This window comes from Pseudomonas chlororaphis, assembly GCF_001921865.1.
GTDB lineage: Bacteria > Pseudomonadota > Gammaproteobacteria > Pseudomonadales > Pseudomonadaceae > Aquipseudomonas > Aquipseudomonas chlororaphis_D.
In genome coordinates this window covers 363383-389101 of the sequence record NZ_MSCT01000020.1, presented here as the reverse complement: position 1 = coordinate 389101, position 25719 = coordinate 363383, and the positions used below count along the sequence as shown (strand labels likewise).

25 protein-coding genes and 1 pseudogene are annotated in these 25719 nt (G+C 64.5%); 12 read left to right on the top strand and 14 right to left on the bottom strand.

All coding sequences use genetic code 11. The features are described 5' to 3' along the window. Window positions 1–27 precede the first annotated feature (27 nt). Entirely contained in the window at window positions 28–3192 is a 3165-nt protein-coding gene (locus BTN82_RS24830; protein WP_075121715.1) for an efflux RND transporter permease subunit, read from the top strand. Between the two features lie 287 nt (window positions 3193–3479). Here BTN82_RS24830 and BTN82_RS24825 read toward each other — a convergent pair whose 3' ends face one another. Both BTN82_RS24825 and BTN82_RS24820 read right to left on the bottom strand, forming a co-directional pair. Beyond that, complete coding sequence (locus BTN82_RS24825; RefSeq protein WP_075121714.1) at window positions 3480–3677, bottom strand: hypothetical protein; 198 nt, start codon at window positions 3675–3677, stop codon at window positions 3480–3482. Window positions 3678–3854: 177 nt separating this feature from the next. Further along, window positions 3855–5183, bottom strand: a complete 1329-nt coding sequence (locus BTN82_RS24820) for an OprD family porin (protein ID WP_075121713.1) — start codon at window positions 5181–5183, stop codon at window positions 3855–3857. 333 nt (window positions 5184–5516) lie between these two features. Here BTN82_RS24820 and BTN82_RS24815 point away from each other — a divergent pair, with 333 nt between their 5' ends. The 6 genes and pseudogenes from BTN82_RS24815 to BTN82_RS24795 all read left to right on the top strand — a co-directional run bounded on the left by BTN82_RS24815 (window position 5517) and on the right by BTN82_RS24795 (window position 11509). After that, window positions 5517–5849 carry a DUF2790 domain-containing protein gene (locus BTN82_RS24815; RefSeq protein WP_075121712.1) on the top strand — a complete coding sequence of 111 codons (333 nt, stop codon included), beginning with the start codon at window positions 5517–5519 and terminating at the stop codon, window positions 5847–5849. A 32-nt stretch (window positions 5850–5881) separates the two neighbouring features. Further along, the gene (locus BTN82_RS24810; protein ID WP_186828442.1) at window positions 5882–6784 is read left to right on the top strand and encodes a LysR family transcriptional regulator; all 903 of its coding nucleotides are present in this window, start codon (window positions 5882–5884) and stop codon (window positions 6782–6784) included. Window positions 6785–7102: 318 nt separating this feature from the next. Beyond that, window positions 7103–8425 carry an OprO/OprP family phosphate-selective porin gene (locus BTN82_RS24805; protein ID WP_075121710.1) on the top strand — a complete coding sequence of 441 codons (1323 nt, stop codon included), beginning with the start codon at window positions 7103–7105 and terminating at the stop codon, window positions 8423–8425. A 213-nt stretch (window positions 8426–8638) separates the two neighbouring features. After that, window positions 8639–9415, top strand: a pseudogene (locus BTN82_RS31955) (PAS domain-containing protein); the annotation flags it as partial. A 108-nt stretch (window positions 9416–9523) separates the two neighbouring features. Next, window positions 9524–9955, top strand: coding sequence for a methyl-accepting chemotaxis protein (locus tag BTN82_RS31950; protein WP_410002844.1), 432 nt, complete (start codon window positions 9524–9526; stop codon window positions 9953–9955). Window positions 9956–10192: 237 nt separating this feature from the next. Then, window positions 10193–11509: a methyl-accepting chemotaxis protein gene (locus BTN82_RS24795; RefSeq protein ID WP_075121709.1), complete on the top strand. Its 1317-nt coding sequence runs from the start codon at window positions 10193–10195 to the stop codon at window positions 11507–11509. 15 nt (window positions 11510–11524) lie between these two features. On the opposite strand, the gene BTN82_RS24790 is transcribed toward BTN82_RS24795, so the two are convergent. Together BTN82_RS24790 and BTN82_RS24785 are read right to left on the bottom strand one after the other, a co-directional pair. Continuing rightward, window positions 11525–12442 (bottom strand): LysR family transcriptional regulator, encoded by a 918-nt coding sequence (locus BTN82_RS24790; protein WP_075121708.1) that lies wholly within the window; start codon window positions 12440–12442, stop codon window positions 11525–11527. 191 nt (window positions 12443–12633) lie between these two features. Beyond that, on the bottom strand, window positions 12634–13407 hold the full coding sequence (locus BTN82_RS24785) for an SDR family oxidoreductase (protein ID WP_075121707.1): 774 nt from the start codon (window positions 13405–13407) through the stop codon (window positions 12634–12636). A gap of 167 nt (window positions 13408–13574) precedes the next feature. Between BTN82_RS24785 and BTN82_RS24780 the strand changes: the two genes are divergently transcribed. Then, window positions 13575–14174 carry a flavin reductase family protein gene (locus BTN82_RS24780; RefSeq protein ID WP_075121706.1) on the top strand — a complete coding sequence of 200 codons (600 nt, stop codon included), beginning with the start codon at window positions 13575–13577 and terminating at the stop codon, window positions 14172–14174. Window positions 14175–14361: 187 nt separating this feature from the next. On the opposite strand, the gene BTN82_RS24775 is transcribed toward BTN82_RS24780, so the two are convergent. Continuing rightward, complete coding sequence (locus BTN82_RS24775; protein WP_075121705.1) at window positions 14362–15246, bottom strand: LysR family transcriptional regulator; 885 nt, start codon at window positions 15244–15246, stop codon at window positions 14362–14364. 97 nt (window positions 15247–15343) lie between these two features. Here BTN82_RS24775 and BTN82_RS24770 point away from each other — a divergent pair, with 97 nt between their 5' ends. Continuing rightward, complete coding sequence (locus BTN82_RS24770) at window positions 15344–16753, top strand: MFS transporter (RefSeq protein WP_075121704.1); 1410 nt, start codon at window positions 15344–15346, stop codon at window positions 16751–16753. 142 nt (window positions 16754–16895) lie between these two features. Here the strand turns inward: BTN82_RS24770 and BTN82_RS24765 are convergent, their stop codons facing one another. Continuing rightward, window positions 16896–17285, bottom strand: a complete 390-nt coding sequence (locus BTN82_RS24765; protein WP_075121703.1) for a cupin domain-containing protein — start codon at window positions 17283–17285, stop codon at window positions 16896–16898. Window positions 17286–17373: 88 nt separating this feature from the next. Then, window positions 17374–18183 carry an AraC family transcriptional regulator gene (locus BTN82_RS24760; protein WP_075121702.1) on the bottom strand — a complete coding sequence of 270 codons (810 nt, stop codon included), beginning with the start codon at window positions 18181–18183 and terminating at the stop codon, window positions 17374–17376. Window positions 18184–18358: 175 nt separating this feature from the next. On the opposite strand from BTN82_RS24760, the gene BTN82_RS24755 reads away from it, so the two are divergent. Continuing rightward, window positions 18359–19000, top strand: a complete 642-nt coding sequence (locus BTN82_RS24755; RefSeq protein ID WP_075121701.1) for a LysE family translocator — start codon at window positions 18359–18361, stop codon at window positions 18998–19000. 142 nt (window positions 19001–19142) lie between these two features. Next, window positions 19143–20237 carry a D-alanine--D-alanine ligase gene (gene ddlA / locus BTN82_RS24750; protein WP_075121700.1) on the top strand — a complete coding sequence of 365 codons (1095 nt, stop codon included), beginning with the start codon at window positions 19143–19145 and terminating at the stop codon, window positions 20235–20237. Between the two features lie 25 nt (window positions 20238–20262). On the opposite strand, the gene BTN82_RS24745 is transcribed toward ddlA, so the two are convergent. The 4 genes from BTN82_RS24745 to BTN82_RS24730 all read right to left on the bottom strand — a co-directional run bounded on the left by BTN82_RS24745 (window position 20263) and on the right by BTN82_RS24730 (window position 23651). After that, window positions 20263–20838, bottom strand: a complete 576-nt coding sequence (locus BTN82_RS24745; RefSeq protein ID WP_075121699.1) for a hypothetical protein — start codon at window positions 20836–20838, stop codon at window positions 20263–20265. 85 nt (window positions 20839–20923) lie between these two features. Continuing rightward, a complete protein-coding gene (locus BTN82_RS24740) occupies window positions 20924–21640 on the bottom strand; it encodes a polyphenol oxidase family protein (protein ID WP_075121698.1) in 717 nt (238 codons plus the stop codon). A gap of 109 nt (window positions 21641–21749) precedes the next feature. After that, on the bottom strand, window positions 21750–22562 hold the full coding sequence (locus BTN82_RS24735) for a MerR family transcriptional regulator (RefSeq protein WP_075121697.1): 813 nt from the start codon (window positions 22560–22562) through the stop codon (window positions 21750–21752). An 84-nt stretch (window positions 22563–22646) separates the two neighbouring features. Beyond that, entirely contained in the window at window positions 22647–23651 is a 1005-nt protein-coding gene (locus BTN82_RS24730; protein ID WP_075121696.1) for a zinc-dependent alcohol dehydrogenase family protein, read from the bottom strand. A 118-nt stretch (window positions 23652–23769) separates the two neighbouring features. Here BTN82_RS24730 and BTN82_RS24725 point away from each other — a divergent pair, with 118 nt between their 5' ends. Continuing rightward, on the top strand, window positions 23770–24183 hold the full coding sequence (locus BTN82_RS24725; RefSeq protein WP_075121695.1) for a winged helix-turn-helix transcriptional regulator: 414 nt from the start codon (window positions 23770–23772) through the stop codon (window positions 24181–24183). Between the two features lie 6 nt (window positions 24184–24189). Here BTN82_RS24725 and BTN82_RS24720 read toward each other — a convergent pair whose 3' ends face one another. The 3 genes from BTN82_RS24720 to BTN82_RS24710 all read right to left on the bottom strand — a co-directional run bounded on the left by BTN82_RS24720 (window position 24190) and on the right by BTN82_RS24710 (window position 25254). After that, on the bottom strand, window positions 24190–24561 hold the full coding sequence (locus BTN82_RS24720; RefSeq protein WP_075121694.1) for a type II toxin-antitoxin system HigA family antitoxin: 372 nt from the start codon (window positions 24559–24561) through the stop codon (window positions 24190–24192). Window positions 24562–24566: 5 nt separating this feature from the next. After that, window positions 24567–24869 carry a type II toxin-antitoxin system HigB family toxin gene (locus BTN82_RS24715; RefSeq protein ID WP_075121693.1) on the bottom strand — a complete coding sequence of 101 codons (303 nt, stop codon included), beginning with the start codon at window positions 24867–24869 and terminating at the stop codon, window positions 24567–24569. A 97-nt stretch (window positions 24870–24966) separates the two neighbouring features. Next, a complete protein-coding gene (locus tag BTN82_RS24710; protein ID WP_075121692.1) occupies window positions 24967–25254 on the bottom strand; it encodes a DUF3077 domain-containing protein in 288 nt (95 codons plus the stop codon). Between the last annotated feature and the right edge of the window lie 465 nt (window positions 25255–25719).

The window sequence follows — 25719 nt, the reverse complement described above, 5'->3', positions numbered from 1 at the left end:
GCGTGTTTTCCTGGAGAGTGACTTCCCATGTTTGAACGCATCATTCAATTCGCCATCGAGCAGCGCATCATCGTGCTGCTGGCGGTGCTGCTGATGGCCGCGGTGGGCGTCGGCAGTTACCAGAAGCTGCCGATCGACGCGGTGCCCGACATCACCAACGTCCAGGTCCAGGTCAACGCCAGCATGCCCGGCTATTCGCCGCTGGAAACCGAGCAGCGCATCACCTATCCGGTGGAAGTGGCCATGGCCGGCCTGCCGGGCCTGGAGCAGACCCGCTCGACCTCGCGCTCGGGCCTGTCCCAGGTGACGGTGATCTTCAAGGAAGGCACCGATTTGTACTTCGCCCGCCAACTGGTCAACGAGCGCCTGCAAGTGGCCCGCGAACAACTGCCCGAAGGCGTGGAGGCGAGCATGGGGCCGATCTCCACCGGCCTCGGCGAGATCTTCTTCTGGACCGTGGAAGCCGAACCGGACGCGCGCAAGGAAGACGGCACGGCCTACACCCCGACCGACCTGCGGGTGATCCAGGACTGGGTCATCGCCCCGCAGTTGCGCAACGTGCCGGGGGTGGCCGAGATCAACACCATCGGCGGCTTCGCCAAGCTCTATCAGATCGCCCCGGACCCCAAGCGCCTGGCGGCCTACAACCTGACCCTGGGCGACCTGATGACCGCCCTGGACCGTAACAACGCCAACGTCGGCGCCGGCTACATCGAGCGCAACGGCCAGCAGTTGCTGATCCGCGCGCCGGGCCAGGTGAAGTCCATCGAGGACATCGCCAACATCGTGATCAATACCGTGGACGGCACGCCGATCCGCATCAGCAACGTGGCCACCGTGGACATCGGCCGCGAACTGCGCACCGGCGCGGCCACCGAGAACGGTCGCGAAGTGGTGCTCGGCACAGTGTTCATGCTGGTGGGGGAAAACAGCCGCACGGTATCGCGGGTGGTGGCGGAGAAACTCGCCGAGATCAACCGTTCGCTACCCAAGGGGGTGACGGCGGTCACGGTCTACGACCGCACCAACCTGGTGGACAAGGCCGTGGCCACGGTGAAGAAAAACCTCATCGAAGGCGCGCTGCTGGTCATCGCCATCCTGTTCCTGTTCCTGGGCAATATCCGCGCCGCGCTGATCACCGCCATGGTGATCCCGCTGGCCATGCTGTTCACTTTCACCGGCATGTTCACCAACAAGGTCAGCGCCAACCTGATGAGCCTCGGCGCGCTGGACTTCGGCATCATCGTCGACGGCGCGGTGGTGATCGTCGAGAACGCCATCCGCCGCCTGGCCCACGCCCAGCAGCACCATGGGCGCATGCTGACCCGCTCGGAACGCCTGCACGAAGTCTTCGCCGCGGCCAAGGAAGCGCGACGGGCGCTGATCTACGGGCAGCTGATCATCATGGTGGTGTACCTGCCGATCTTCGCCCTGTCCGGGGTGGCCGGGAAGATGTTCCACCCGATGGCCTTCACCGTGGTGATTGCCCTGCTGGGGGCGATGATCCTGTCGGTGACCTTCGTGCCGGCGGCGATCGCGCTGTTCGTCACCGGCAAGGTCAAGGAAGAGGAAAACTTCGTCATGCGCGGTGCCCGCCGGGGTTACGAGCCGGTGTTGCGCTGGGTCATGAGCCATCGTTCGCTGGCCTTCGCCCTGGCGTTTCTCAGCGTGCTGCTTTCGGGCCTGGTGGCCAGCCGCATGGGCAGCGAATTCATCCCCAGCCTGAGCGAAGGCGACTTCGCCCAGCAGGCGATGCGCGTGCCCGACGCCAGCCTGACCCAGTCGGTGGAGATGCAGAAGGCCCTGGAGAAAACCCTGCTGGCCCAGATACCGGAAATCGAGCGGGTGTTCGCCCGTACCGGCACCGCCGAGATTGCCTCGGACGTGATGCCGCCGAACATTTCCGACGCTTACCTGATGCTCAAGCCCAAGGATCAATGGCCGGACCCGAAAAAGTCGCGCGAGGCGATCATTGCCGACATCGAGCGGGTCAGCAACAGCCTGCCGGGCAACGTCTACGAGTTGTCGCAACCGATCCAGCTGCGCTTCAACGAGCTGATTTCCGGGGTGCGCAGCGATGTCGCGGTGAAGGTCTTCGGCGACGACATGGACGTGCTGAACAAGACCGCGGAAGAGATCTCGCAGACCTTGCAGAAGATCGACGGCGCCGCCGAAGTGAAGGTGCAGCAGACCACCGGCCTGCCGGTGCTGACGGTGAATGTCGACCGCGACAAGGCCGCGCGTTTCGGCCTCAACGTCGGCGACGTGCAAGACGCCGTGGCGATCGCGGTGGGCGGGCGCAAGGCGGGCATCCTGTATGAGGGCGACCGGCGCTTCGACATGCTGGTGCGTATGTCCGACAACCTGCGCACCGATATCGACGGCCTGTCGCGGCTGCTGATTCCGGTGGCGGCCACCGCGAGCAGCGTCAACGGGCAACTGGGGTTCATCGCGCTGTCGGAAGTGGCCAGCGTCGACCTGGTGCTCGGCCCGGCGCAGGTCAGCCGCGAGAACGGCAAGCGCCTGGTGATCGTCAGCGCCAACGTGCGGGGGCGCGACATGGGCTCCTTCGTCGAAGAGGCGACGGCGGCGATTGGCAAGCAGGTGAAGATCCCGACCGGTTACTGGATCACCTGGGGCGGCCAGTTCGAGCAGTTGCAGGAAGCCTCCAAGCGCCTGGAAATCGTGGTGCCGGTGGCACTGCTGCTGGTGTTCGGCTTGCTGTTCATGATGTTCAACAACCTCAAGGACGGGCTGCTGGTTTTCACCGGGATTCCCTTCGCCCTGACCGGCGGGATCATGGCCCTGTGGCTGCGCGACATACCGTTGTCGATCTCGGCGGGGGTGGGTTTCATCGCGCTGTCGGGGGTGGCAGTGCTCAACGGCCTGGTGATGATCGCCTTCATCCGCAACCTGCGCGAAGAAGGACGGATGCTCGCGGCGGCCGTCAACGAAGGCGCGCTGACCCGCCTGCGGCCGGTGCTGATGACCGCCCTGGTGGCGTCGCTGGGGTTCATCCCCATGGCCCTGGCCACCGGCACCGGCGCCGAGGTGCAGCGCCCGCTGGCCACCGTGGTCATCGGCGGCATCATCTCTTCCACCGCCCTGACCCTGCTGGTACTGCCGGCGCTGTACCACTGGGCGCACCGCAAGGAGGAAGAACAGGAACTGCAAGACCTGCGCAACGACTGACTGTTTGAGTATCCCCTCTCAGACCCGTCTCCACCCGGAGGCGGGTTTTTTCATTCCCGATATCGCCGGAGGTCCTGCGGACCTTGCGCAGCCTTCGGTAGCGGCTACACCGACGGTGCCAATACATGACTCATGCGTCCACCTGTAGCCGTTGCTGCTGGCGCGGTTTTCGGGTGGGGGAAATAGCGGGCAAAAAAAAGCGCCCCGACTGGGGCGCTAAAAATTCATCTCTTTCCAAAGGAGCATTCAAAAAACGCTTCAAGAGATGAATGTGCTCGTGGCCGGCGTCAAAGGGCCTGGGTGGACGCTCGTGGCCGGTGGGTGGCGCTCTGCTCGGAGCTGGCCGCGGTGTCGTGGCGCTCGGCATCCGGGTTGCCTGGCTGGTTGAGCCAGAACTGTTGCAGCGCATGCCTGAAACGTTCGCTGTCGGCGACGGCCCGGGTCGCGCTGGACGGGGCTGGCGAGAACGCAGGGGAAGGCTTCAATACAGGGTCTCCCGGCAGGTGGTGAGGCAGCGTCGTGACGGGCGGCCTCAGGATGGGCCTGAGTATACGAAGGCCAACCTGACGGGAAGGTGAGGCCGATATTACAGTTCTGAAAGGCACGGGTCTGTGAAGAAGTTTTAACGTCGAGCGGACCTCCAGTCCGCTCGACGCGCGGACTTAGAGAATGGCCAGCGGGTATTCGACGATCAGGCGGAATTCGTCCAGGTCGGACTCGAAGCTGCTGGAGCGCACGGTCGCCTGGCGGATGCGCAGCGACAAGTCCTTGAGGGTGCCGCCCTGGAACACGTACTTGGCCTCGATATCGCGTTCCCAGCGGCGCTGGTCGGTCAGCGGATTGCCGTCCGCATCGCGGCGCATGTAGACCGAGTTGGCGTTGCTGTAGTCGGCGTCGCTGCCTTTGCCGTAGCGGGTCATGAACGACAGGCCGGGAATGCCGAAGGTCTCCATGTCGAGGTCGTAGCGGACCATCCACGAGCGTTCTTTCGGCGAGTTGAAGTCGCTGTACTGGATCGAGTTGTCGAGGAAGATCGAGTCGGACTGGCGCAGGTAGTCGAAGTCGTCGTCGCCGTTGTTGCGCTGGTGCGACAGGGAGACGGTGTGGGCGCCATAGGTGGCGCCAACCTTGGCGCTCCAGATGTTGTTGTCGAACTCGCCGAGCAGTTTCTTGCCTTCGTCCACGGCCTTGTAATAGTTGAACCCGGCGAACAGCGAGAAACCCTCCGCGACCGGCCAAGTGGCGGCGGTGCCGAAGTAGTACTGGTCCCAGGCGTCCTTCAGGCGGCTGCTGTAGAGGCTGAAGCTGAGGTTCTTGTCCAGGTTGTAGTCGCCGCCGAAATAGGCGATCCAGGGCGAATCGACCTTGCCCGCGTAAAAGGTCGCGAAGCCGTCGCGCATGCCGCTGCTGTCGGGCTGGCTCATGGCGTGCAGGCGGCCGCCTTGCAGGCTCAGGCCGTCGATGCTGGTGTTCTCCACGGTCACCCCGCGAAAGCTTTCCGGCAGCAGGCGCGAGTCGCCGTATTGCACCACCGGGGTTTTCGGGAAGACGTCGCCGACCTTGACCACGGTATCGAGCAGGCGCAGCTTGGCCGCGCCGCCGAACTTGCCGTAGTCGTCGGCCGGTCGGTTGTCGCTGTCCACCGGCAACATGCCGAACGATCCGCCACCGCCGCTGCGGCCGGTCCCGGAGTCGAGCTTGAGGGCGTACATGGCGAAGGCATCGAGGCCGAAACCGACGGTGCCCTGGGTGAAGCCGGACTCGAACCTGGCCATCAGGCCCTGGGCCCAGGCTTCCGAATAGCCGTTACCGGTGGGGCTGGACTGGCCCTTGCGGTCGTCGCGATTGAAATAGAAGTTGCGGGCGAGCACGTTGAGGCTGCTGCCTTCGATAAAACCTTCGGGTTTGTCTTGCGCCGCGTTCGCGGCCAAAGGGCTCAGCCCCAGTACCGCGTAAAACACGGACAGGGACAGGCGGGTTTGGGTACGCATGTTGTTTGCTCCTGGGTAAGGGCAGCTATCAGCTGTTATGTCGCCTGTGGCGTTCTTGTTAGTTGTACTCGCGAACCGTTTGGTTAACGGCTGGAGTCAAGGTCGATAGTTGCAAACAACAGATAACGCAGAGGTGACCCGGCTATTACAATTCTGCAAGGTTTAAAGTTTCAGGTTGTTTTGGGGGAAGACCGGGAGCCTTGGTTTATATGGGTTTTTAATGAAGTTGGAGGAGGGCTTGAAGAACATTACATATAAGTAATATAGGCGTGATCTTCCTGACAGGGTCGACTGGTTATTCTCGTCACAACTAAACCAAGCGAGGAAACAGTCATGAAACTATTTAAATTGAGTATGGGCGCCCTGGTACTTTCCCTGTCGTCGCTGGCCATGGCCGAAGGTGGCGGCGACCGCACCTTCGACCGGGCCATGCAGGCGAACGAGCGGGCCATGGCGGCCTACGCGGCCAAGCAGGGCAAGGAGGCGCCGGTCGTCGAGAACTACACCTACGAGACCCAGCTGGATATCAAGAAGGTGGTCAACGTCACTCCGCCGGTCAAGTCCTGCGACATCGTGCCGTCGCGCATGACCTATGAGGATTCGGCGGGCAAGCTCAACACCATCGAATACCAGGTCATGGGCCAGTGCCGTACCAACGGCAGCTGAATGGGCGGCCTATGTGCGATGAATCGCGAGCATTGGACCCTGGGGCGATCGAGCGAGAGGTCGCCGAGTATTTTCTGACCAGTGCTCGCTGCGCGTGCTTCAAACAGGCTGCGCGCAGCCTGAATACCCGAGTGGCGGTGTTGCGCAAGCAACTGCGGCTCTTGGAGGAACGCCTCGGTGGCCCGCTGTTTGTCTACCGGCAAAATATCTTGCGCCTGACCCTCAAGGGGCAGCGATTGCAGGCGCTGTTATCGGCGAACCTGCACACTCCCGTGTTACCCAAAACCGACCGCGCGGCGGCGCCCGTGGTGCGCCTGATGGCGGCCGACGCCCTGCTGCACGATCTTGTCTTGCGCGATCTGCTGGCCTTTGTGCGGCGCAATGCTGCGGTGCGCCTGGATCTGCAGGTCTCTTGCGAACCTCATGCCGGGCAGCGTCCGGCGGACATCATGCTCTGGCTCGCCGAACCGGGCAGCCCGCGGCCCGACCCCGGGTTCGCGACCACCACGCCCGTCGCCCTGGCGCGAATCGGCTATCAGGCCTGCGTCGCCAAGCGTTATTCGCGAGAGGCGGCATTGCCCAGCCAGGCCAGGCACCTGGATGACTACATGCTGGTGCAGGTGCACGAGTACCTGCAGGTGGCGGCGCTCGAACCCTGGAACCAGTTGGTCCGCCAGCGCCCCACCGGCGTGACGCAGGTGCACAGCCATGAGCTGGCGCTGGAGCTGATCAGGCGCGGCGCCTGCGTCGGCGTGTTGCCGGCCTACATTCCCACCCTGGACAACAACCTGGTGGCGCTGCCTGGACTGTTCCCGCAGAAGATGGAGCGCAACGCCTGGCTGAGCACCCATGCGCTGGCGGCTGGGCGCCCGGAGGTGCAGGCGCTGGTGGCGCTGATTCGCCAGGCATTCGACGAGCGCCAGGACTGGTTTTGACGTGCCTGGCCAGGGCGTTTTCCGGGCGCGAGTTCCAGTGTCCGGCTGCGGTGTTTATCCCCACTTTCCAATAACTGAAATGTTTCTGACATATCGCGAGCGACTTGCGTAAACCCCGGCTTTTTAGTCGAAGCCTGTGTTTTCAATGGGGGCGGCCAGAGCAAGGCGAGGGTCGGCTTGGTTGTCATTGAAATGTCTTTTAAATAAACCAGAAGTGTCATGTCGGATTCCCAGGATCGCCCACGGTCAACCTGATCCAGTCATTGGATGTCCTTGTCGCAGGTGGCCGCCACACTAAAAGTCAAATGGGAGTCTGGAATGTTGATCAAGAAACTCTATATAGGGTTGGGGAACGGTATTGCCTTGGGTTTGCTCGGTGCGTCGCTGTCGGCAACGGCGCAGGCCGGCACGGTGACCACTGATGGCGCCGACATCGTGGTCAAGACCAAGGGTGGCCTGGAGGTGGCAACGGTCGACAAGGAGTTCAGTTTCAAGTTGGGCGGTCGGGTGCAGGCGGACTATGGCCGCTTTGATAATTACTACACGAAGAACGGCAACTCCGCCGACGCGGCCTACTTTCGCCGGGCTTACCTGGAGTTTGGCGGCACCCTGTACCGGGATTGGAAATACCAGATCAACTACGACCTGTCGCGCAACGTGGGCAACGACAGCACCGGCTATTTCGACGAAGGCAGCCTGACCTATACCGGCTTCAACCCGCTGAACCTGAAAGTCGGGCGCTTCTATACCGACTTCGGCCTGGAAAAGGCCACCAGTTCCAAGTGGGTGACGGCGCTGGAGCGCAACCTGTCCTACGACGTGGCGGAGTGGATCAACGACAACAGCGGCATGGGTGTGCAAGCCAATGGCGTGGTAGGCGGCATGGCCTATCTGTCCGGCAGTGTGTTCAGCGAAAACAACAACGACACCGATGGCGACAGCGTCAAGCGCTACAACCTGAGGGGCGTGTTCGCCCCGCTGCACGAGTCCGGCAATGTGCTGCACATCGGTGCTCAGTACGCCTATCGCGATCTCAAGGACGCTGCCGTCGATACGCGCATCCGTTCGCGCATGGGCATGCGCGGGGTGGAGACCAACGGCGGCAACAGCGCCGGCAGCAACGGCAATCGCGCGGTGTTTGGCGGCAGCACGGCGCAGCAGGGGTTGTGGACGGATGACTCGGTCTGGGGCGTCGAAGGGGCTTGGGCCATGGACGCGTTTTCCCTCCAGGCCGAATACTTGCGCCGGACCCTCAAGGCCGATGCCGCACAAAGCGACATAAAGGCCTCGGGTTATTATGCGCAATTAGCCTATACCCTGACCGGCGAGCCGCGGATCTACAAACTCGACGGCGCCAAGTTCGACACCATCAAGCCGCAGAACAAGCAGTGGGGCGCCTGGGAGCTGTTCTACCGCTACGACTCCATCAGCGTCGAGGACGACAACGTGGTGGTCAGCACCGCCACGCGCCAGGTCGGCGACACCGAGGGCAAGACCCACACCCTCGGGGTCAACTGGTACGCCAACGAGGCAGTGAAAATCAGCGCCAATTACATCAAGGCCAGCACCGATAACGTCAGCAACGCAGTGGGCGACGACACCGGCAGCGGCATGGTGATGCGCCTGCAATACCAGTTCTAGAGCCTTTGCCTGAAAACCTTCGCTCAAGGGCAACGTCTTTGCGGGAGTATTCGCCAGGACGTTGCCCCAAGCGGCCCGGCCCCGTTGGTTTTTGCGGGCCGGTCCGGCGCCGAAAATATTTTTACTGGCGCAGACCGGTGGGCCTCCAGAAAAATTCGCCAATGCCGATGGAGAAGCTAAGTTGTTCTTATATCCCCCTCGGCGGTGCATTCCATGTTCAATAAAAGCTTGAAGCAGGAGCTGGCGGCTCTGCGTGAAGAACTCTCGAGCCTTCAACAAGTCAAGGACAGTCTCGACAGTGAGATGATGGTGCTGAGCCTCGATCCCGATGGACGCATCCTCGCGACCAATGACAACTTCAACCAGGAAATGCTCTACCGGAGCAGCGATCTGGTTGGCCGCCACATCGAAGATATCGTGCCGGCCCACGTCAAGGCCGACGAGTTCCACCACCGTTTCAAGGCCGCGTTGCACCGTGGCGAGCACTTTTCCGGCGCGGTGCGCCTGCTGCGCGGCAACGGCGCGGAAGCCTGGCTGCGTTCGATCTCCCAGCCGATCCTCGACTCCCAGGGCAAGGTCAAGCATTTCGCCATCTACTCCAGCGACCTGACCCGCACCATCGAGGCGTCCCGCGAGCACGAAAACCTGATCGGCGCGCTGGTTCGTTCCACCGCGGTGATCGAGTTCGACCTGAGCGGCAATGTGCTGTCGGCCAACGACCGTTTTCTCCACGGCATGGGCTACAGCCTGGCGCAGATCCAGGGCAAGCATCACCGTACCTTCTGCGAACCCGAGGAATACAACAGCGCGGAGTATCAAGCGTTCTGGAAGCGCCTGAACGCTGGCGAATTCGTGGCCGGCCGCTTCAAGCGCATCGACAGCCACGGGCGCGTGGTCTGGCTCGAGGCGTCCTATAACCCGGTGGTCGACGCCAACGACCGGCTCTACAAGGTGGTGAAGTTCGCCACCGTGATCACCGATCAGGTGAACCAGGAGCAGGCGGTCGCCGAGGCGGCGAACATCGCCTACAGCACCTCCCTGCAAACCGACAACAGCGCCCAGCGCGGCACCACCGTGGTGACCGAGGCGGTGAACGTGATGCGCGACCTGGCCAAGCACATGCAGCAGGCCGGCGAAGGGATCGAGGCGCTGAACGAGCAGTCGCTGGTGATCGGCACCATCGTCAAGACCATCAGCGGCATCGCCGAGCAGACCAACCTGCTGGCGCTCAACGCGGCCATCGAAGCCGCGCGGGCCGGCGAGCAGGGGCGAGGTTTTGCCGTGGTGGCCGACGAAGTCCGGCAACTGGCCTCGCGCACCAGCAAGGCCACCGACGAAATCGTCGGCGTGGTGCGGCAGAACCAGGACATGGCGCGCGAAGCCGTGTCGCTGATGACCGATGGCAAGGCGCAGGCCGAGCAGGGCCTGGCCCTGGCCGCCGAAGCCGGTACGGTGATCGTCGAGATCCAGGACGGCGCGCAGAAGGTGGTGGACGCCGTCGGCCAGTTCGCCAGCCAGTTGTCGAACTGACCCCGCCCCGACCCGGCGCCAGGATCGTTCAGGTCCTGACGCCGGGTATCGATTCGCTCGGCGGCACATGCCGCCGGCTTCCCTCGCAGTAGTGCCCGATAGCTTTTGTGCTTTTTTGGGATCTTTCCTATCTGTGCCCAGGAGAAATCCTAAAGCGCCTCACGTGCGTCAAGAATGTTTTTGCAACGCCGATGGGGAGGCTTCAGCAGTCTCCACTCACAGGCTATCGGTGTCCCCATGTTCAATAAACGTCTGAATCAGAAGCTCCTGGCGTTGAGCGAAGCGTTTCGCGCGCTGGAGCAGGTCAAGGAAGGTTTCGAGCGCACGCTGCTCAGCGTCGAGCTCGATCCGCAGCGCCGGGTGCTGACGGCGAACCGCAACTTCGCCCAGTGCATGCACTATTCCGCCGAGGCGCTGCTGGGGGGGCTTATCGACACGCTGCTGCCGGACGATGCCCGCCTCGAAGAGACGCACACCAGCTTCATGGGCGCGCTCGAACGTGGCGAGCCTTTCGCCGACACCCTGCGCCTGCGCCGCGGCAATGGCCACGACGCCTGGCTGCAGGTGATCTTGCAGCCGATCTTCGACGCCGAGCGGCAGCTCCAGTCGTTCTCGATGATCGGCACCGACCTGACCGAAACCGTGGAAACCGCGTGCGAGCACGACAACCTGATCGCGGCCCTGCTGCGTTCGACCGCGGTCATCGAGTTCGACCTCAAGGGCCGGGTGCTGACCGCCAACCCGCGCTTCCTGAGCTGCATGGGCTACAGCCTGGAACAGATCCAGGGGCAGAGCCACAGCCTGTTCTGCGAGCCGCAGGAGTACAACGGCCCGGCTTATCAAACCTTCTGGCAACGCCTGAATGCCGGCGAGTACATCGCCGACCGCTTCAAGCGCATCGACAGCCACGGCCATGTGGTCTGGCTCGATGCCTCGTACAACCCGGTGGTCGATGCCAACGGCAAACTCTACAAGGTGGTGAAATTCGCCACGGTGATCACCGAGCAGGTCAAGCAGGAACAGTCCGTCGCCGAGGCGGCCGACATCGCCTACACCATCTCGCAGCAGACCGACACCAGTGCCCAGCGCGGTTCCGCGGTGGTGACCGAAGCGGTCGGGGTGATGCGCGACCTGGCCACTCACATGCAGCAGGCCAGCGACGGCATCGAGGCGCTGAACGAGCAGTCGCGGGTGATCGGCAGCATCGTCAAGACCATCAGCGACATTGCCGAGCAGACCAACCTGTTGGCGCTCAACGCGGCCATCGAGGCGGCTCGCGCGGGCGACCAGGGGCGCGGTTTCGCGGTGGTGGCGGATGAGGTGCGGCAACTGGCTTCGCGCACCAGCAAGGCCACCGACGAGATCGTCGGCGTGGTCCGGCGCAACCAGGACATGGCCCGCGATGCGGTGGTGCTGATGGCCGACAGCAAGACCCAGGCCGAGCAGGGCCTGGCCCTGGCCGCCGAAGCCGGCACGGTGATCGTCGAGATCCAGGACGGCGCGCAGAAAGTGGTGAGCGCGGTGGGCCAGTTCGCCCATCAGTTGTCCAACTGACGCCAGGGCGGGGAATCAGTCCTGCCCGGAGTCTTCGAGGTGCGGGGCGATCAGGGCGGCGAACCATTCGATAAAGGCGTTCAGCCGGCGCGAGCGATGGTGTCGGTTGGGGTAGAGCGCGGAGATCGTCATGGACGCGGGGCGAAAGCCGGGCAGGACCTCCACCAGCTCGCCGCGCTCGAGCAGGTACTGCACGTCGAAGCGCGGTATCTGGATCAGGCCCAGCCCGGCCCGGCAGCTGGCGATGTAGTTTTCGGCGTTGTTGACGATCACCCGGCTGGGCAGGTTCAGCTCCTGCTCCCGGCCCTCGGCCAGGTATTCCCAGGGTTGTTCGCGGCCGGTGGTGGGCGAGGCATAGCCGACCATCCAGTGGCCGTCGTTCAGGTCGGCCGGGGCTTGCGGTCGGCCGTGTGTGGCCAGGTACTCGGGGCTGGCGCAGTTGATCAGCGCCAGCTGGCCCAGGCGCCGGACGATCAGGCTGCTGTCGCGCAGGATGCCGACGCGGATCGCGCAGTCCACGCCTTCCTGCACCAGGTCGATGGAGCGGTCGGTTGAGCCCAGCGCCAGTTTCAGGCCGGGGTGGCTGGCGAAGAGTTGGGGCAGGGCGGGGGCGATCAGGCGCCGGGCGATCCGGCTGGGTACGTCGACATTGAGCCGGCCGCAGACATCCAGCAGGCGGGTGTGAAACAGCTGCTCCAGCTCCACCGCGTCGCTCAGTAGCAGGCGCGCGCGTTCCAGCAGGATCGCGCCGTCGGCGGTCAGTTGCACCTGGCGCGTGGTGCGGTGCAGCAGGCGTGTGGCGAGGGCGGTTTCCAGTTGTTGCACCGCGGCCGACACCGTAGCCCGCGGCAGTTCGAGGGCGTGCGCGGCCTTGATGAAGCTGCCCATCTCGGCCACCTGGATAAACACACGGTATTGCTCGAGTTTGTCCATGGAGAGGGCGGGGTTCCGAAGCGTGCGGTATGTGTTTTGTAGGAGCGAGGCTTGCCCGCGATAGCGGTGTGTCAGGCAGGACCCCATCGCGGGCAAGCCTCGCTCCTACAGCGATTGGGGCACTCCGCAATTTACCGCGCCAACGGGCGGATTACCCGCGCCGATGGCAACCGTCGATCAGGACGCGTGCCTCACTTGGTGGTGTAGCCGCCGTTGATCAGCAGGGTCTGGCCGGTGATCCACCAGCCGTCGGTGACCAGGTGGCGGATGAAAGGCACCACGTCTTCGATGTCGGTCAGGCCGGTCTTGCTGACGCCGGACAAGGCCGCGGCCGTCTTGTGATAGGCCACCGCGTCGGCGCCTTCGGCCGGGTAGAAGAACGGCGTGTCCATCGGGCCCGGGCCCACGGCGGTCACCGAGATGCCCCGGGCGCCGAACTCCTTGGAGGCGGCGCGGGTGAAGTGTTCCACCGGTGCCTTGGCACCGCCGTAGGCGGCATAGAACGGCGTGTAGGCGCCGAGCAGCGAGGTCACCAGCGTCACCAGCTTGCCGTGGTCTTCCAGGTGTTTGCCGGCTTCCTTGATAAAGAAGAAGGCGCTCTTGGCGTTGACCGCGAACATGTCGTCGTACTCGGCTTCGCTGATCTCGACGATGGGCTTTTTCAGGACCTTGCCCACGGTGTTGATGGCGATGTCGATCTTGCCGAAACGCGCCTTGGCCTCGCGGAAGAGTTTTTCTACCGCGCCGGCGGTGGTCAGGTCGGCCTGCCAGGCGTGGGCGTCGACGCCGAGGTTCTTGATCGCCGCCACGGTGCGCTCGGCGTCGGCTTTGCTGGCATCGCTGTTGTAATGCACGGCGATGGCCTGGGCGCCATGGGCGGCCAGGTCGCGGGCGATCAGGCCGCCCAGGTTCTTGGCGCCGCCGGCGATCAGCGCGACTTTATTTTTCAGGGAATGGTCTGCCATGGAAAAACTCCTTCAGCCTGTGAGGTGAAGGCCCAGTCTAAGCAGGTTCGACCTGTGGAAAAGCCCGGTCAATCTGGATGGATTGTCCAGGAAAACCGCCCAATCCCCGTTGCCGCCGAGGTCCCGGATCTCGCTACAATCGGCTCCTTTTCCCTGGAGCCTTATCCATGAGCGCATCCCATCGTCGTCCGGTTCCCCTGGCCAAGGCCTATCGCCTGCTCAACCACGGGCCGACCGTATTGGTCAGCGCCGCCCATGGCGGCCAGCGCAACATCATGGCCGCGGCCTGGGCCATGCCGCTGGATTTCGAGCCGCCGAAAATCGCCGTGGTGCTCGACAAGGCCACCTGGACCCGCCAACTGCTGGAGGCCTCCGGTACTTTCGTGCTCAACGTGCCCTGCGCCGCCCAGGTCGATATCGTGCAGACCGTCGGTTCCACCTCCGGCCTGGAGCTGAGCCAGGAAAAGGGCCGCGACAAATTCGAACTGTACGGCCTGCCGACCTTCGCCGGGCAGTCGATCGACGCGCCGCTGCTCGACGGTTGCGTGGCCTGGCTGGAGTGCCGCCTGCTGCCGGAACCGCACAACCATGAGCGTTACGACCTGTTCCTCGGCGAGGTCATCGCCGCCCAGGCTGACGACCGGGTGTTCAGCGACGGCCGTTGGCACTTCGCCGGGCACGATGCCTTGCGTACCTTGCACCATGTGGCGGGCGGGCATTTCCTGACGATTGGCGAGGCGCTGGACGGCAAGCCTCTGGCGTTGTGACGCGCCTCAGGGGATCAGTCGCCGCTCGCGCAGGTTTGCAACTGCTCGAGGATGCGTACGGGGTGGGTGGCATTGCGACACAGTCCCCGTCAAACCTGGCCATCGGGGTTGTCTGAGACACCGCATTAGCCGATTTGCGGCCGCTATGCGCCCGTACGCAGCCTCGCAGGCTCGGCAGCGGCTACAGCTACCAACTGACGGTGCTCAGGGCGTCGGCGAAGACCTTGAGTTTGGGCGAGTACTGGCGCGATGGCGGGTAGACCAGCGACAGCGCCCGACTGCGTCCGGAAGAGGCTTGCAGGATCGGCACCAGGCGCCCGTCGGCGAGGGCGTCGTCGACGGCGAAGTTCATCAGTTGGGCGATGCCGAAACCGCCGAGCACGCCGTCCACCAGCGCGTCGCCGATGTCGAAGATCAACCGGCTGGGCACGCTGACATCGCGGACCTTGCCGTCGAGCATGAACTGCCAGTCCACCAGGCGTCCGCTGCGCAGGTTGCGCACGGTCAGGCAGTTGTGCCGTTGCAAATCCTCCACGGTCTGCGGCGTGCCATGGCGCGCCAGGTAGGCCGGCGATGCCACGGTGACCCAGCGCAGCGGCGCCAGCGGCCGGGCGATCAGGCGCTGGTCCTGGATCTCGCCGGTACGCAGGATGGCGTCGAAGCCCTCGTCGACGATGTCCACCAGGCGATCGGTCATCACCGCTTCGATGCTCAGGTCCGGGTATTGCTCGGTCAGGCGACCGATCAGCGGCATCACCACCTTGCGCCCGAACAGCGACGGCGTGCTGATCTTCAACAGCCCGGTGGGCGAGTCGCGGCGGTCCAGCAGCAGGCTTTCGGTCTGCGCCAGTTCGGCCAGCAAGGGCGCGGCGCGATCCACCAGCAGTTTGCCGTCCGGGGTCAGGCTGACGCTGCGGGTGTTGCGTTGCAGCAGGCGCACGCCGAGCTGTTGTTCCAGGCGCGAAATGGCCCGCGACAGGCCCGACTGGGTCAGCCGCAGGTCGCCGGCGGCTCGGGTGAAACTGCGGGTCTCGGCGACCCGGACGAGCAAACGAACGGCATTCAGATCCATGATTAAAGTCATCACTGAAAGAGCAATGACCGTATTTATCATCTAATCGGCATCAAAGAAACTGTGGGCTCTTTAATTCCCGCAAGGATTCGTACCGATGCCCGCCACCTCCTCGGCCAGTCCCTCGGGCTGGATGCTGCTTCTGCTGGCCAGCGCACAACTGATCATCGCCCTGGACGCGACCATTGTGTTCGTCGCCTTGCCGGAGATCGGCAGCCACCTGGGTTTTTCCGCGCAGCAGCTGCAATGGGTGGTCAGTGCCTACAGCGTGGCCTTCGGCGGTTTTCTGCTGCTGGGCGGGCGCGCCGCTGACCTTTTGGGCAAGCGCCGTTTCTACATCGTCGGGCAGAGCCTGTACGCCCTGGCGTCGCTGGCCGGGGGGCTGGGCGGCAGCGCCTTGCTGCTGGTGCTGGCGCGGGCGGTGCAGGGTGTCGGCGGGGCGATGTTGTTCCCGGCGACGCTGGCGCTGATCAACAGCCATTACCACGAAGGGCCGGCGCGCAACCGGGCGTTCGCGGTGTGGAGCGCGGCGTCGGCGGCGGGCCTGGCCCTGGGCGCGCTGCTGGGCGGGTTGCTGACCCAATGGTGGGGCTGGGAAGCGGTGTTCCTGGTCAACGTCCCCCTGGCTGGGGCCTGCGCCTTGCTGGCCCGGCGCTGGATTCCGGCCGACGGCCAGCGTGAGCGCGGCCGGCGTTTCGACCTTGGCGGCGCCTTGACCGTGACGGTGGGCGGCACGCTGCTGGTGTTCACCATCGTCCAGGGCCCGGAATGGGGCTGGGGCGCACCGGCGACCCTGGGCTGCGGCGCGCTGGCGCTGTTGCTGCTCGGGGTGTTCGCCTGGATCGAGCAGCGCGGCCGCGACCCGCTGATGCCGCTGCGCCTGCTGGCCCATCGCGAGCTGCGCCTGGCGATGTTTCTCACCGCTTTGTTCATGAGCAGCTTCGGCGTGCAGTACTACTTCCTGGCCTTGTACTTCCAGCAGGTCTACGGCTACAGCGTGTTGCAAAGCGGCGTGGCGTTTTTGCCGGCGACCCTGCTGTGCACCGTGGGCATCTGGCTGGCCGAGCGTTCGTTGCTGCGCCTGGGGCTGCGCGCGACCCTGGTCGGCGGCCTGCTGCTGGGGGCGCTGGGCATCGCCGCGGTGTATGTGGCGTTGCCCGGCGGGGTGGGGTTCTGGACGTTAGTGCCGGGCATCGTGGTACTGAGTATCGGCCAGGGCATGACCTGGACCGCCATGTGGATTTCGGCCGGCCAGGGCATCGCCCCGGGCGAGCAAGGCGTGGCGGCGGGCATCGCCTCCACCAGCCAGCAGATCGGCGGCGCGCTGGGGCTGGCCTTGCTGGTGTCCCTGGCCAACGCCGGGCTCGGCGGCTCGACGGCGGCGGGGATCGAGCAGGCGGTGGGCGCCAGTGCCTTGCTGGCCCTGCTGGGGGCGCTGCTGGCCTTGCGCTTGCGCGTGCCGGTGCCCGGTACGCCAAGCCTGGCGGCTCGCTGTCCGGACCTGTAGCCGCTGCCTGGTAGAGGCAGACCAATGGACTCCTTCAGGCCGATCGCGTGGGCAGGTTTGGCGGCGACTGCGTCGGAATGCCGCCCACCCCGGGCGCAGCCTCGCAAGCTCGACAGCGGCTACATCGGGCCAGTCAGCAAGGTCAGATCCAGACGTCGTTGGCGGCGGTACGTTCGCCGTCTTCATCGCCGGTGTTGCGTACGCCCTTGGGTTCGATCAGCAGCAACTTGACCTCTTGATCGGCGTACGGCTTGTGTTTCACGCCTTTGGGCACGACAAACATTTCGCCCTGGTTGATCGTCACCTGGCCGTCGGCAAAGTCGATGCGCAACTGGCCTTCGAGGACGATAAAGGTCTCGTCGGTGTGCTGGTGGTCGTGCCAGATGAAGTCGCCTTGCAGCTTCACCAGCTTGAACTGGTAGTCGTTCATTTCGGCAATGACACGGGCTTGCCAGTGGTCGTCGAACAGGCCGAGCTTATAGGCGAAATTCAGGCTCTGGTAGGTGCGGGGCTGGGTGTTGGCTTGGTTCATGGCGCGGCTCCGTAAAGAAGAGGATCGGGCCTTTACGGTAGGCATTGCGGCGGGCTGATTCTTGAACGATTGTGCGTGCCGGGCGCGCTCAGCGGCCGTGCATTTTCAGCCAGCGCGCCGGCGGCAGGCCGTAGGTCTTGCCGAACTGGCGGGTCATGTGGCTCTGGTCGGTGAAGCCGGCCAGCAGCGCCGCACTGACCAGCGGCTGGCCTTGCAACAGCAGGGCGCGGACCAGGTCTAGGCGGCGCATGGTCAGGTAGCGATAGGGGCTGGTGCCGAACAGCAGGCGAAAGTCCCGCGACAGGCTCCAGCGGTCGCGCCCGCTGTGGGCCGCCAGTTCGTCGAGGGTGATGCTCCGGTCCAGGGCGCTGTGCAGGTATTCGCGCGCACGCTCGGCGGCCTGGTAGTCGAAACGTTGCGTTGGCCGGGAAACCCCCGACACCGCATTCAGCGCGTGGGCCAGGTCGAACAGCGCGTCTTCCTGCTCCAGAGGGTCCAAGGGGCCTTGCAGGGTGCGCAACAAGGCACCCGTGGCGGCGAACAGCCGCGGATCGGTGGACAGCCCGTCCTGGATGAAGGGCAGCGGCTGGCCGCCGAGAATCTGCTGGATCAGCGCCGGTTCGATGTACAGCATGCGGTAGTGGAAACCGGCCTGGGTGCCGGCTTCGCCGTCGTGGACCTCATCTGGGTGCAGCACCATGGTCCCGCCCGGCAGGTTGTGGCGCCAGCCGCCGCGGTACTGGAAGCTCTGCACGCCGGCCAGGGTATGGCCGATGGCGTAGGTGTCGTGGCGATGCAGGTCGTAGCCATGCCCGGCGAAAAACGCCTCGATCCGCTCCAGCCCCCGGGCCGGCGGCGCGCGATGAACCCAGTCGGTGCGGGCTGCGGGCTTGCTCATGGAATTGTCCTCGTCAACGCCAGGCCAGCACGGTAACCCAGGTCGCCGCGGCTGTCTTCAGCGAGTGATTCGGCCTGCCCGGCCCCGGGTAAATGTTCCTCCGCGAGCGGTTGCTCCACGAGCCCGAGGTGGAGTAGCGTCATCTTCCCCGAATGCGCCAAAGGCGGTCTGTATCATGGAGCTTTCCCATCTGTCGTATGCCGGCCCCTTGCTGTCGCTGGCGTTGCTCTGGACCGTGGCGGTGGTGACGCCGGGCCCGAATTTCTTTACCACCGCGCAACTGGCGGCCAGCTGTTCGCGTCGCCATGGCCTGGCGGCCGCGCTGGGCGTGGCCACCGGCACGGTGCTCTGGGGGCTGGCCGGCGGCCTGGGGATCAAGTCGTTGTTCAGCGCGGCCCCGACGCTGTACCTGGTGTTCAAGATCGCCGGCGGCTGTTACCTGATCTACCTGGGCCTGAAACAATTCCGGCGCAAACCGGCGCTTTCCGACACCGGTGATCAACTGCCCGGCGAGCCGGGCCGCAGCCTGTTCTCGGCTTATCGCCTGGGCTTTCTTGGCAACATGACCAACCCCAAGTCGGCGCTGTTCGTCGCCACCGTCTTCGCCACCTCGATGCCGGCTTCGCCGCCGCCGTTGCTGCTGGCCCTGGCCGTGCTGACCATGGCCACGCTGTCGTTCAGTTGGTACTGCTGCGTCGCGCTGTTTTTCGCCAGCCGCCGGATGGCCGCGTTCTACGCTCGTTCGCGTCGCTGGCTGGAGCGTTTTGCCGGCAGCTGCTACCTGCTGTTCGGCGTCCACCTGGTGGCCAGCCGCTGAAGCGGGGGCCCGCCCTGCAAGCGCGGGATGGGCGAACGCAGGACTGGAGACTCTGCACAGAGGGTTTCTGATCCGCCCGTAACATCAGCCGGCTTGAGCGGTCGGATAACACCCTGAACTACTTTTCCAACGGGAACACAGCATGAGCAAGTTGCGGGTCGGGATTATTTTTGGCGGCCGTTCGGCCGAACACGAAGTGTCGCTGCAGTCGGCGCGCAGTATCGTCGACGCCCTGGATCGCGAGCGCTTCGAGCCGGTGCTGATCGGCATCGACAAAAGCGGCCATTGGCACCTCAACGACACCTCGGACTTTTTGCTCAACCAGGAGAACCCGGCGCTGATCGCCCTCAACCAGTCCAACCGCGAACTGGCGGTGGTGCCGGGCAAGGCCAGCCAGCAACTGGTGGAAACTTCCAGCCAGGAACTGCTGGGCCATGTCGATGTGATTTTCCCCATCGTCCACGGCACCCTCGGTGAAGACGGCTGCCTGCAAGGCCTGCTGCGCATGGCCGACCTGCCGTTCGTGGGCTCCGACGTGCTGGGTTCGGCGGTGTGCATGGACAAGGACATCAGCAAGCGCCTGCTGCGCGACGCCGGCCTGGCGGTGACACCCTTCATCACCCTGAACCGTGCCACTGCGGCGCGCACCGACTTTGCCCAGGCACAGAGCAAGCTGGGCCTGCCGATGTTCGTCAAGCCGGCGAACCAGGGCTCCTCCGTGGGCGTGAGCAAGGTCACCAGCGAGGCGGAATATCGCGCGGCCGTGGAGCTGGCGCTGGGCTTCGACGAGAAGGTGTTGGTGGAGTCGGCGGTCAGCGGGCGTGAGATCGAGTGCGCGGTGCTGGGCAACGACCAGCCGATCGCCAGCGGCTGCGGGGAGATCGTGGTCGGCAGCGGTTTCTATTCCTACGACAGCAAATACATCGACGAGCAGGCGGCCCGGGTGGTGGTGCCGGCGGACCTGGCCGAAGACGTCAGCGAGCGCATTCGCGCCCTGGCCGTCGAGGCGTTCCAGGTGTTGGGCTGCTCGGGGCTGGCGCGGGTCGATGTGTTCCTGACCCAGGGCGGCGAAGTGCTGATCAACGAGATCAATTCGTTGCCCGGCTTCACCCGCATCAGCATGTACCCGAAGCTGTGGCAGGCGGCGGGCATGACCTACAGCGAACTGGTCAGCCGCCTGATCGAGCTGGCGCTGGAGCGCCATGCCGCGCGCCAGGGGTTGAAGATCAGCCGCTGAGTCGGCGAGCGGCTGAGGCGCGGGGTCAGATCAGCGTCGTGGCCATGTGGTACAGCATCGTGCACCAGAGCGTTGCACCGATGGCCATGAACCCATAGTTGATCGGGGTAAACCGGGCGTTGCTGTCGCCCTGCGGGTCGCCGGCGGCTTCGTTGAGGCCGCGCTGGCCCTTGAAAGTCACCAGCGCCTGGATCAGCAACAGGACCAGGCTGAGGATATCCAGCAGCACGCTGTCGGGATTTCTTTTCGACATGCCATCCAGGCCGTAGCTGACCAGCAGTATCACCACGAACTGCGAGGCCACATCCCAGGGCAGCCACGGGTAGCGACGGCCGCTTTTCTTGATCTGGGCATCGGCCGCGCGGTACAGCGCGTGGGTGTAGAACAGCATGAATATTGCCCGGGCGATGGGCCACAGGGGCTGTCCGCTGGCCTGCTTGAACTGCTGCCAGTTCTTGTAGGCCCAGTACCACAGGTAGAGGCCGAAGGTCAGCATGAACAAGGTCATGAACTTGGTCTTGGACACGACGTAGAAAGGGCGCCGCACATCGCTGGCGGTGTTCAGCGCGGCCTGGGGCGAGGCCTGGAGGTTGTCAGACACGATCATTCCTTTGGGGTCTACAGGGCGCGCAAGGTTAACGCGCGCGCCCCCAAAGGCCTATGGCGATAAATCTGAAGATGCTGTTTCAGGCCCGGCCGATCCAGGAATACTGAAAGGATTTCTCTTCGCCCCGGTGGCCGCGGCGGCGATAGCTGGCCAGGGTCGGGCTCGAACAGTAGGTGCAGTGTTCGCAGTGTTCGATCTGCTCGTCGTCGATTCCCGCCGCGTGCAACAGGTGCAGGGCATGGCGGCTGAGGTCGAACCACAGCGAGTCCGGGCGGGTCGGGCTTGGCGGGGCGATCTCCGGTGGTCGTTGCGGGGTGGGGCGTTCCTGGCTCCAGGGCGTTTGCGCCTGTGGCCACAGGTGGCCTTGGGTGGCCGCCAGGGTGTCGACGAACTCTGGGCTGACTTCATAGCAGCAAGGCTTGATCGATGGGCCGAACGCCACGTGCAACTGATGCGCGGCAATGCCCTTGGTGGCGAAGTGCTGCAGCACATTGTCGATGATGCCGCCGTGCAGGCCTTTCCAACCGGCGTGGACCGCGGCGATCCAGGACGCGTCGTCGCTGCTGATCAGCAGCGGCAGGCAATCGGCGGTAATCACCGCGATCGGGCGGCCAGTGCGGGTAAACACCGCGTCGCCACGAATGATGCCGCTCGGCAGGGTGGTGCTGGCCTCGACCACCTCGCCGGTATGGGCCTGGGAGCAGAAGAACAGGTTGGCGGGCGGCGCTGCCCCGATCCGCGAAAACTCGTGGCGGATGCCCGGTATCTGCTTCAACACTGGCGCCTGGAAACTCATTGGACCTTCGCTCCGTTGCCATGGGTTAACTACAAGAGCATAGCGGCATCGTGCGACCTTTTGCTGACAGAGAGCTGTCAGCCCGTCGTTTGCAGGGGCGCGCGAGGCCTCAGTCTTTCAACGGAATATAGAGTTCGACCACGCTGTCCGGGTGCATCGGCCCGAAAAAACGTTCGCCGGTGTACTCGAATTCCACCCCTTCGGCGGCCTGCATCCCGGCGGCCGGCAACCATTCGCTGTAGGCGGCACGGAAAGTTTCCGGCAGGGTCTGCACCGTGCCTCGATGCTCGACCCGGGCGTACTGGCGCGCGGGAATCTCCACTTCCACCATGCCCGACACCAGCGTTGCCTCGGCGCTGACCGGCAGCCCGGCCACGTAACGCCACTGGCCGTCGCTCAACGGCTGGCAAATACCGTAGGTGCCCATCGGTTCCGCCAGGCGCTGGATCTCCTGCTCGCGCGGCTCGAAACGCTGCCACAGTTCGGCGATCGAACCCTCGTCGTCCTGCTGCCAGGCCATGCCAATGATGCGCTGCGCCGCCAGCGTCACCCGCACCGGTGTTTGCGGCACCGGCAGGCTGCGCTCGGGTTGCGCCAGGTAACGCTGCAACTGGCCGAGCAGGTTCTGGCCGCGGGCGATCTGCGCCTCCAGTTCACCGGCATGGGCCCACAATGCCTGGCGCAGGCTCAACACATCGTGCAGCGCGCCACTGTCCGCCAACCCGCGAATCTCCTCCAGGCCCAGGCCCAGTTGCCGCAACCAGACGATGCGCCCCAGGGTGCCAATCTGTTCCGGGGTGTAATAGCGATAACCGTTGTCGCGCCCGGTCAGCGCCGGAACGAACAGGCCGATGCTGTCGTAGTGGCGCAGGGTCTTGGTGGTGAGGCCATGGCAGCGGGCCATTTGTCCGATGGTGAGCATGCAAACGTCCTTTTTTGTGGTGAGGGTCGAGCGGCACTTTAGGGGTTTACCTAAGGGCAAGCTCAAGCCCTGCCATGCTGTCTTTCAGGCGATATCGATCACCACCTTGCCCACGGCGGTACCCTGCTGCACCGCATCGTGCGCGGCGTGAGCTTCGGCCAGGGTATAGCGTCGGGCATCCAGCAGCGGTTTGAAGGTGCCTTGTTCGACCATCCGGCTGGCGGCCTTGAGGATTTCGCCATGGTGGGCGCGGCCGTTGCCGCTGAGCATCGGCAGCAGCACGAAGACCCCGGACAGGGTCATGCAGCGCAGCGAACCGACGGCCAGGCTGTGCTGGCCGAAGGCGGCGCAGCTGGCGATATGGCCGTAGTGGCGGATGGCGGCGAAGGAGGCCTCCAGGCTGGCGCCGCCGACGGTGTCGTAGATCACATCGAAGCCTTCGCCGCCGGTGTGGGCGCCGACGTAGTCCTCGACGCTGAGGGTGCGGTAGTCGATAGGCGTGGCGCCGTAGCCTTCGACGATGGCCTGCTTGCCGGCCGAGACCGTGGCGAATACCTGGGCGCCGAACGAGCGGGCGATCTGCACCGCGGCATGGCCGACGCCGCCGGCGCCGCCGTGGACCAGCACCTTCTGCCCGGCGCCGACCTTGGCTCGATCCACCAGGCCTTCCCAGGCGGTGAGGAACACCAACGGCATCGCCGCCGCTTCGCGCAGGTTGATGTTGTGCGGTTTGAGGGCCAGCAGATTGGCGTCGACCGCGGCGTATTCGGCCAGCGAGCCCTGCAGGCCACGCACGCCGCCGGTCAGGCCGTAGACCTCGTCGCCCACGGCGAACTGCGTTACCCCGGGGCCGATGGCCTCGACCACGCCCGCCAGGTCGGTGCCGATGATCGCCGGCAGCTCGGGCATGGCGTAAGGCGCCTTGCCGGTACGGATCTTGTGGTCGATCGGGTTGACCCCGCTGGCGACGATCCGCACCAGCACTTCGCCGGCGCCGGCCTGGGGAACCGGAACCTGGCGTTCGCTGAACAGACCGGTGGCGTAATCGTTCAGCACCAGGGCACGCATGGTGGTGGGCACAGACATCATCAAACCTCGAAGCATTGACGGGGCGGTGATCGCCGCCGTGGATGGGTAGAATTATTCGCAGCCCACCCGGGCCTGTAAATCAGGCACCTTTTTGTTCCCTAGGCACTTGGACGTCACCATGAGCGATTCACTACCCCTGCCATCGGCCGGCCCGCTGGTCATCGAGGAAACCTGCCCGCCCCGGCGCATCCACTCGTTGCTCTCGACCAAATGGACCTCGATGGTGCTCTACGTCCTGAGCTTCGGCGCCGCCCGCACCGGGCAGATGCTGCGTTGCATGCCGGGGATTTCCCAGAAGATGCTCACCCAGACCTTGCGCGAGTTGGAACGCGACGGCTTGCTCGAACGCACGGTGCTGCAGGTCATGCCGCCGATGGTGGAGTACGCCCTGACACCGCTGGGCTGGCGTTTCGTCGAACCGCTGCGGGCGCTGTACGCCTGGGCCGATGAGAACGCGGATGCGCTGGATGAGCTGGTGGGGAACCGGCGGCGGGCCGAGCCGTTAACGGCAACGAGCCCGGGCCGAGGGTAGCGCCGCTCAGTTCGACTTGAGCGGCTTGATCAGGCTTTCGGCGGGAATGCCGAACAACCGGTGCAGTTTCCAGATCATCGGCAGGGTCAGGGCGCGTTTGCCGTTGAGCACTTCGTAGACCCGGTTGGTGCGGCCGATGGCCGGTGCCAGGTCGGCGGCCGAGAGGCCCGATTGCTCCATGCGGAACTTGATGGCTTCGATCGGGTTGGGCAGGTCGAGCGGAAACTGCCTGGCCTCATAGGCTTCGATCAGGGTGACCATCACGTCGAAGTAGTCGCCTTCCGGGGTGCCGGGTTCGGGCTCGTTGTCGAACAGCACGGACACTTGCTTGAGCGCCGCGCGGTAATCCTGGTCAGTGTGAAGGGGACGAATGTGCATGCTCGTTACTCCATTTCAACGCTGTCGGCGTCGATGGCATCGTATTGCTGGTGAGTGCCAACGAACTTGATGTAGAGGGCGCCAAAGCGATAAGCCACGGCCACGACCAAGCGGTAGTCATTGCCTTTGATGTTGAACACCACACGCCGGCTCTTGAGAATGCTGGCGCTGCGAAACTGTTCCTTGAGCTGTGTCGGGTTGGACCAGTTGGCATTGCGCGCTTCATCGAGCCAGGCCAGAAACGGTTGCTCGGCATCCGGGTGCTGCTTCCAGAACGTCTTCAAATGGCTGACGGCGATAATCCTCATGTCCCGATCCTAGTCCCGCGCTGGGACTTAAACAATAAGGCGAGGGAGGAAGACGATGAACGGACAGCACTCCTGGCTGCCCGTCCTGGCGTTCTCGCTAAACGCCGGCCGTCATCGCGGTGTGCACGTCATCCATCACCGCTTTACCCATCTCGCCCAGGTAATGTGCCGCCCAAGCATAGCGGTCCGCCTGGGGTTCCATGGCCGCGTCCAGGCTCAACTGTTTTGCCAGATGTAGCAGCAGCGAGGCGTGTTCCAGGGCATCGGCCAGGGGCACGTCGGCGTTGACCCGCAGCAGCGGGTGTTGGCCTTCGCCACAATGGGCAAAGGTTATTTCGCCGAGGGTGTGCAGGGATGCAGGGGATGGATCGAGGGTGTGTTTCATGGTGAACCTCCTTGATTCGAGGAACCATCACCGTCTGCCGCCAAACAGGGTGACGGGTTACGCAGGATTGGCGGACCGGGAATCAAGGCAACCGGCGAACCCGAAGGTTCTCCCACGCAACCCGTCATGACACAGGGATGCGGGCGCAAAAAAGCGCCCGCAAGGGTGGGGGGCGCTTTTGCGCCTCGATTCTATCAGGCCGCCAAGCCTGGTCGCCGATTTGCAGCGACGCCCGAACCATAGAGGGGAGGAAGGAGAGCCGCAACGACATTGCTGCGACATTGTGTGACCGCAGGTTCGAGCCGATCACCGTCCCCTGTAGCCGCTGCCGCAGGCTGCGTACGACCGGAACGGTCGCGGCGATCTCGCTGACGCTGAAGGTCCTGCGGCCCTTTACGCAGCCTTCGGCAGCGGCTACAGGGTTTGGCGGTGTTTCCAGAAAAAAGGGCCTGCCGCGCGGCAAGC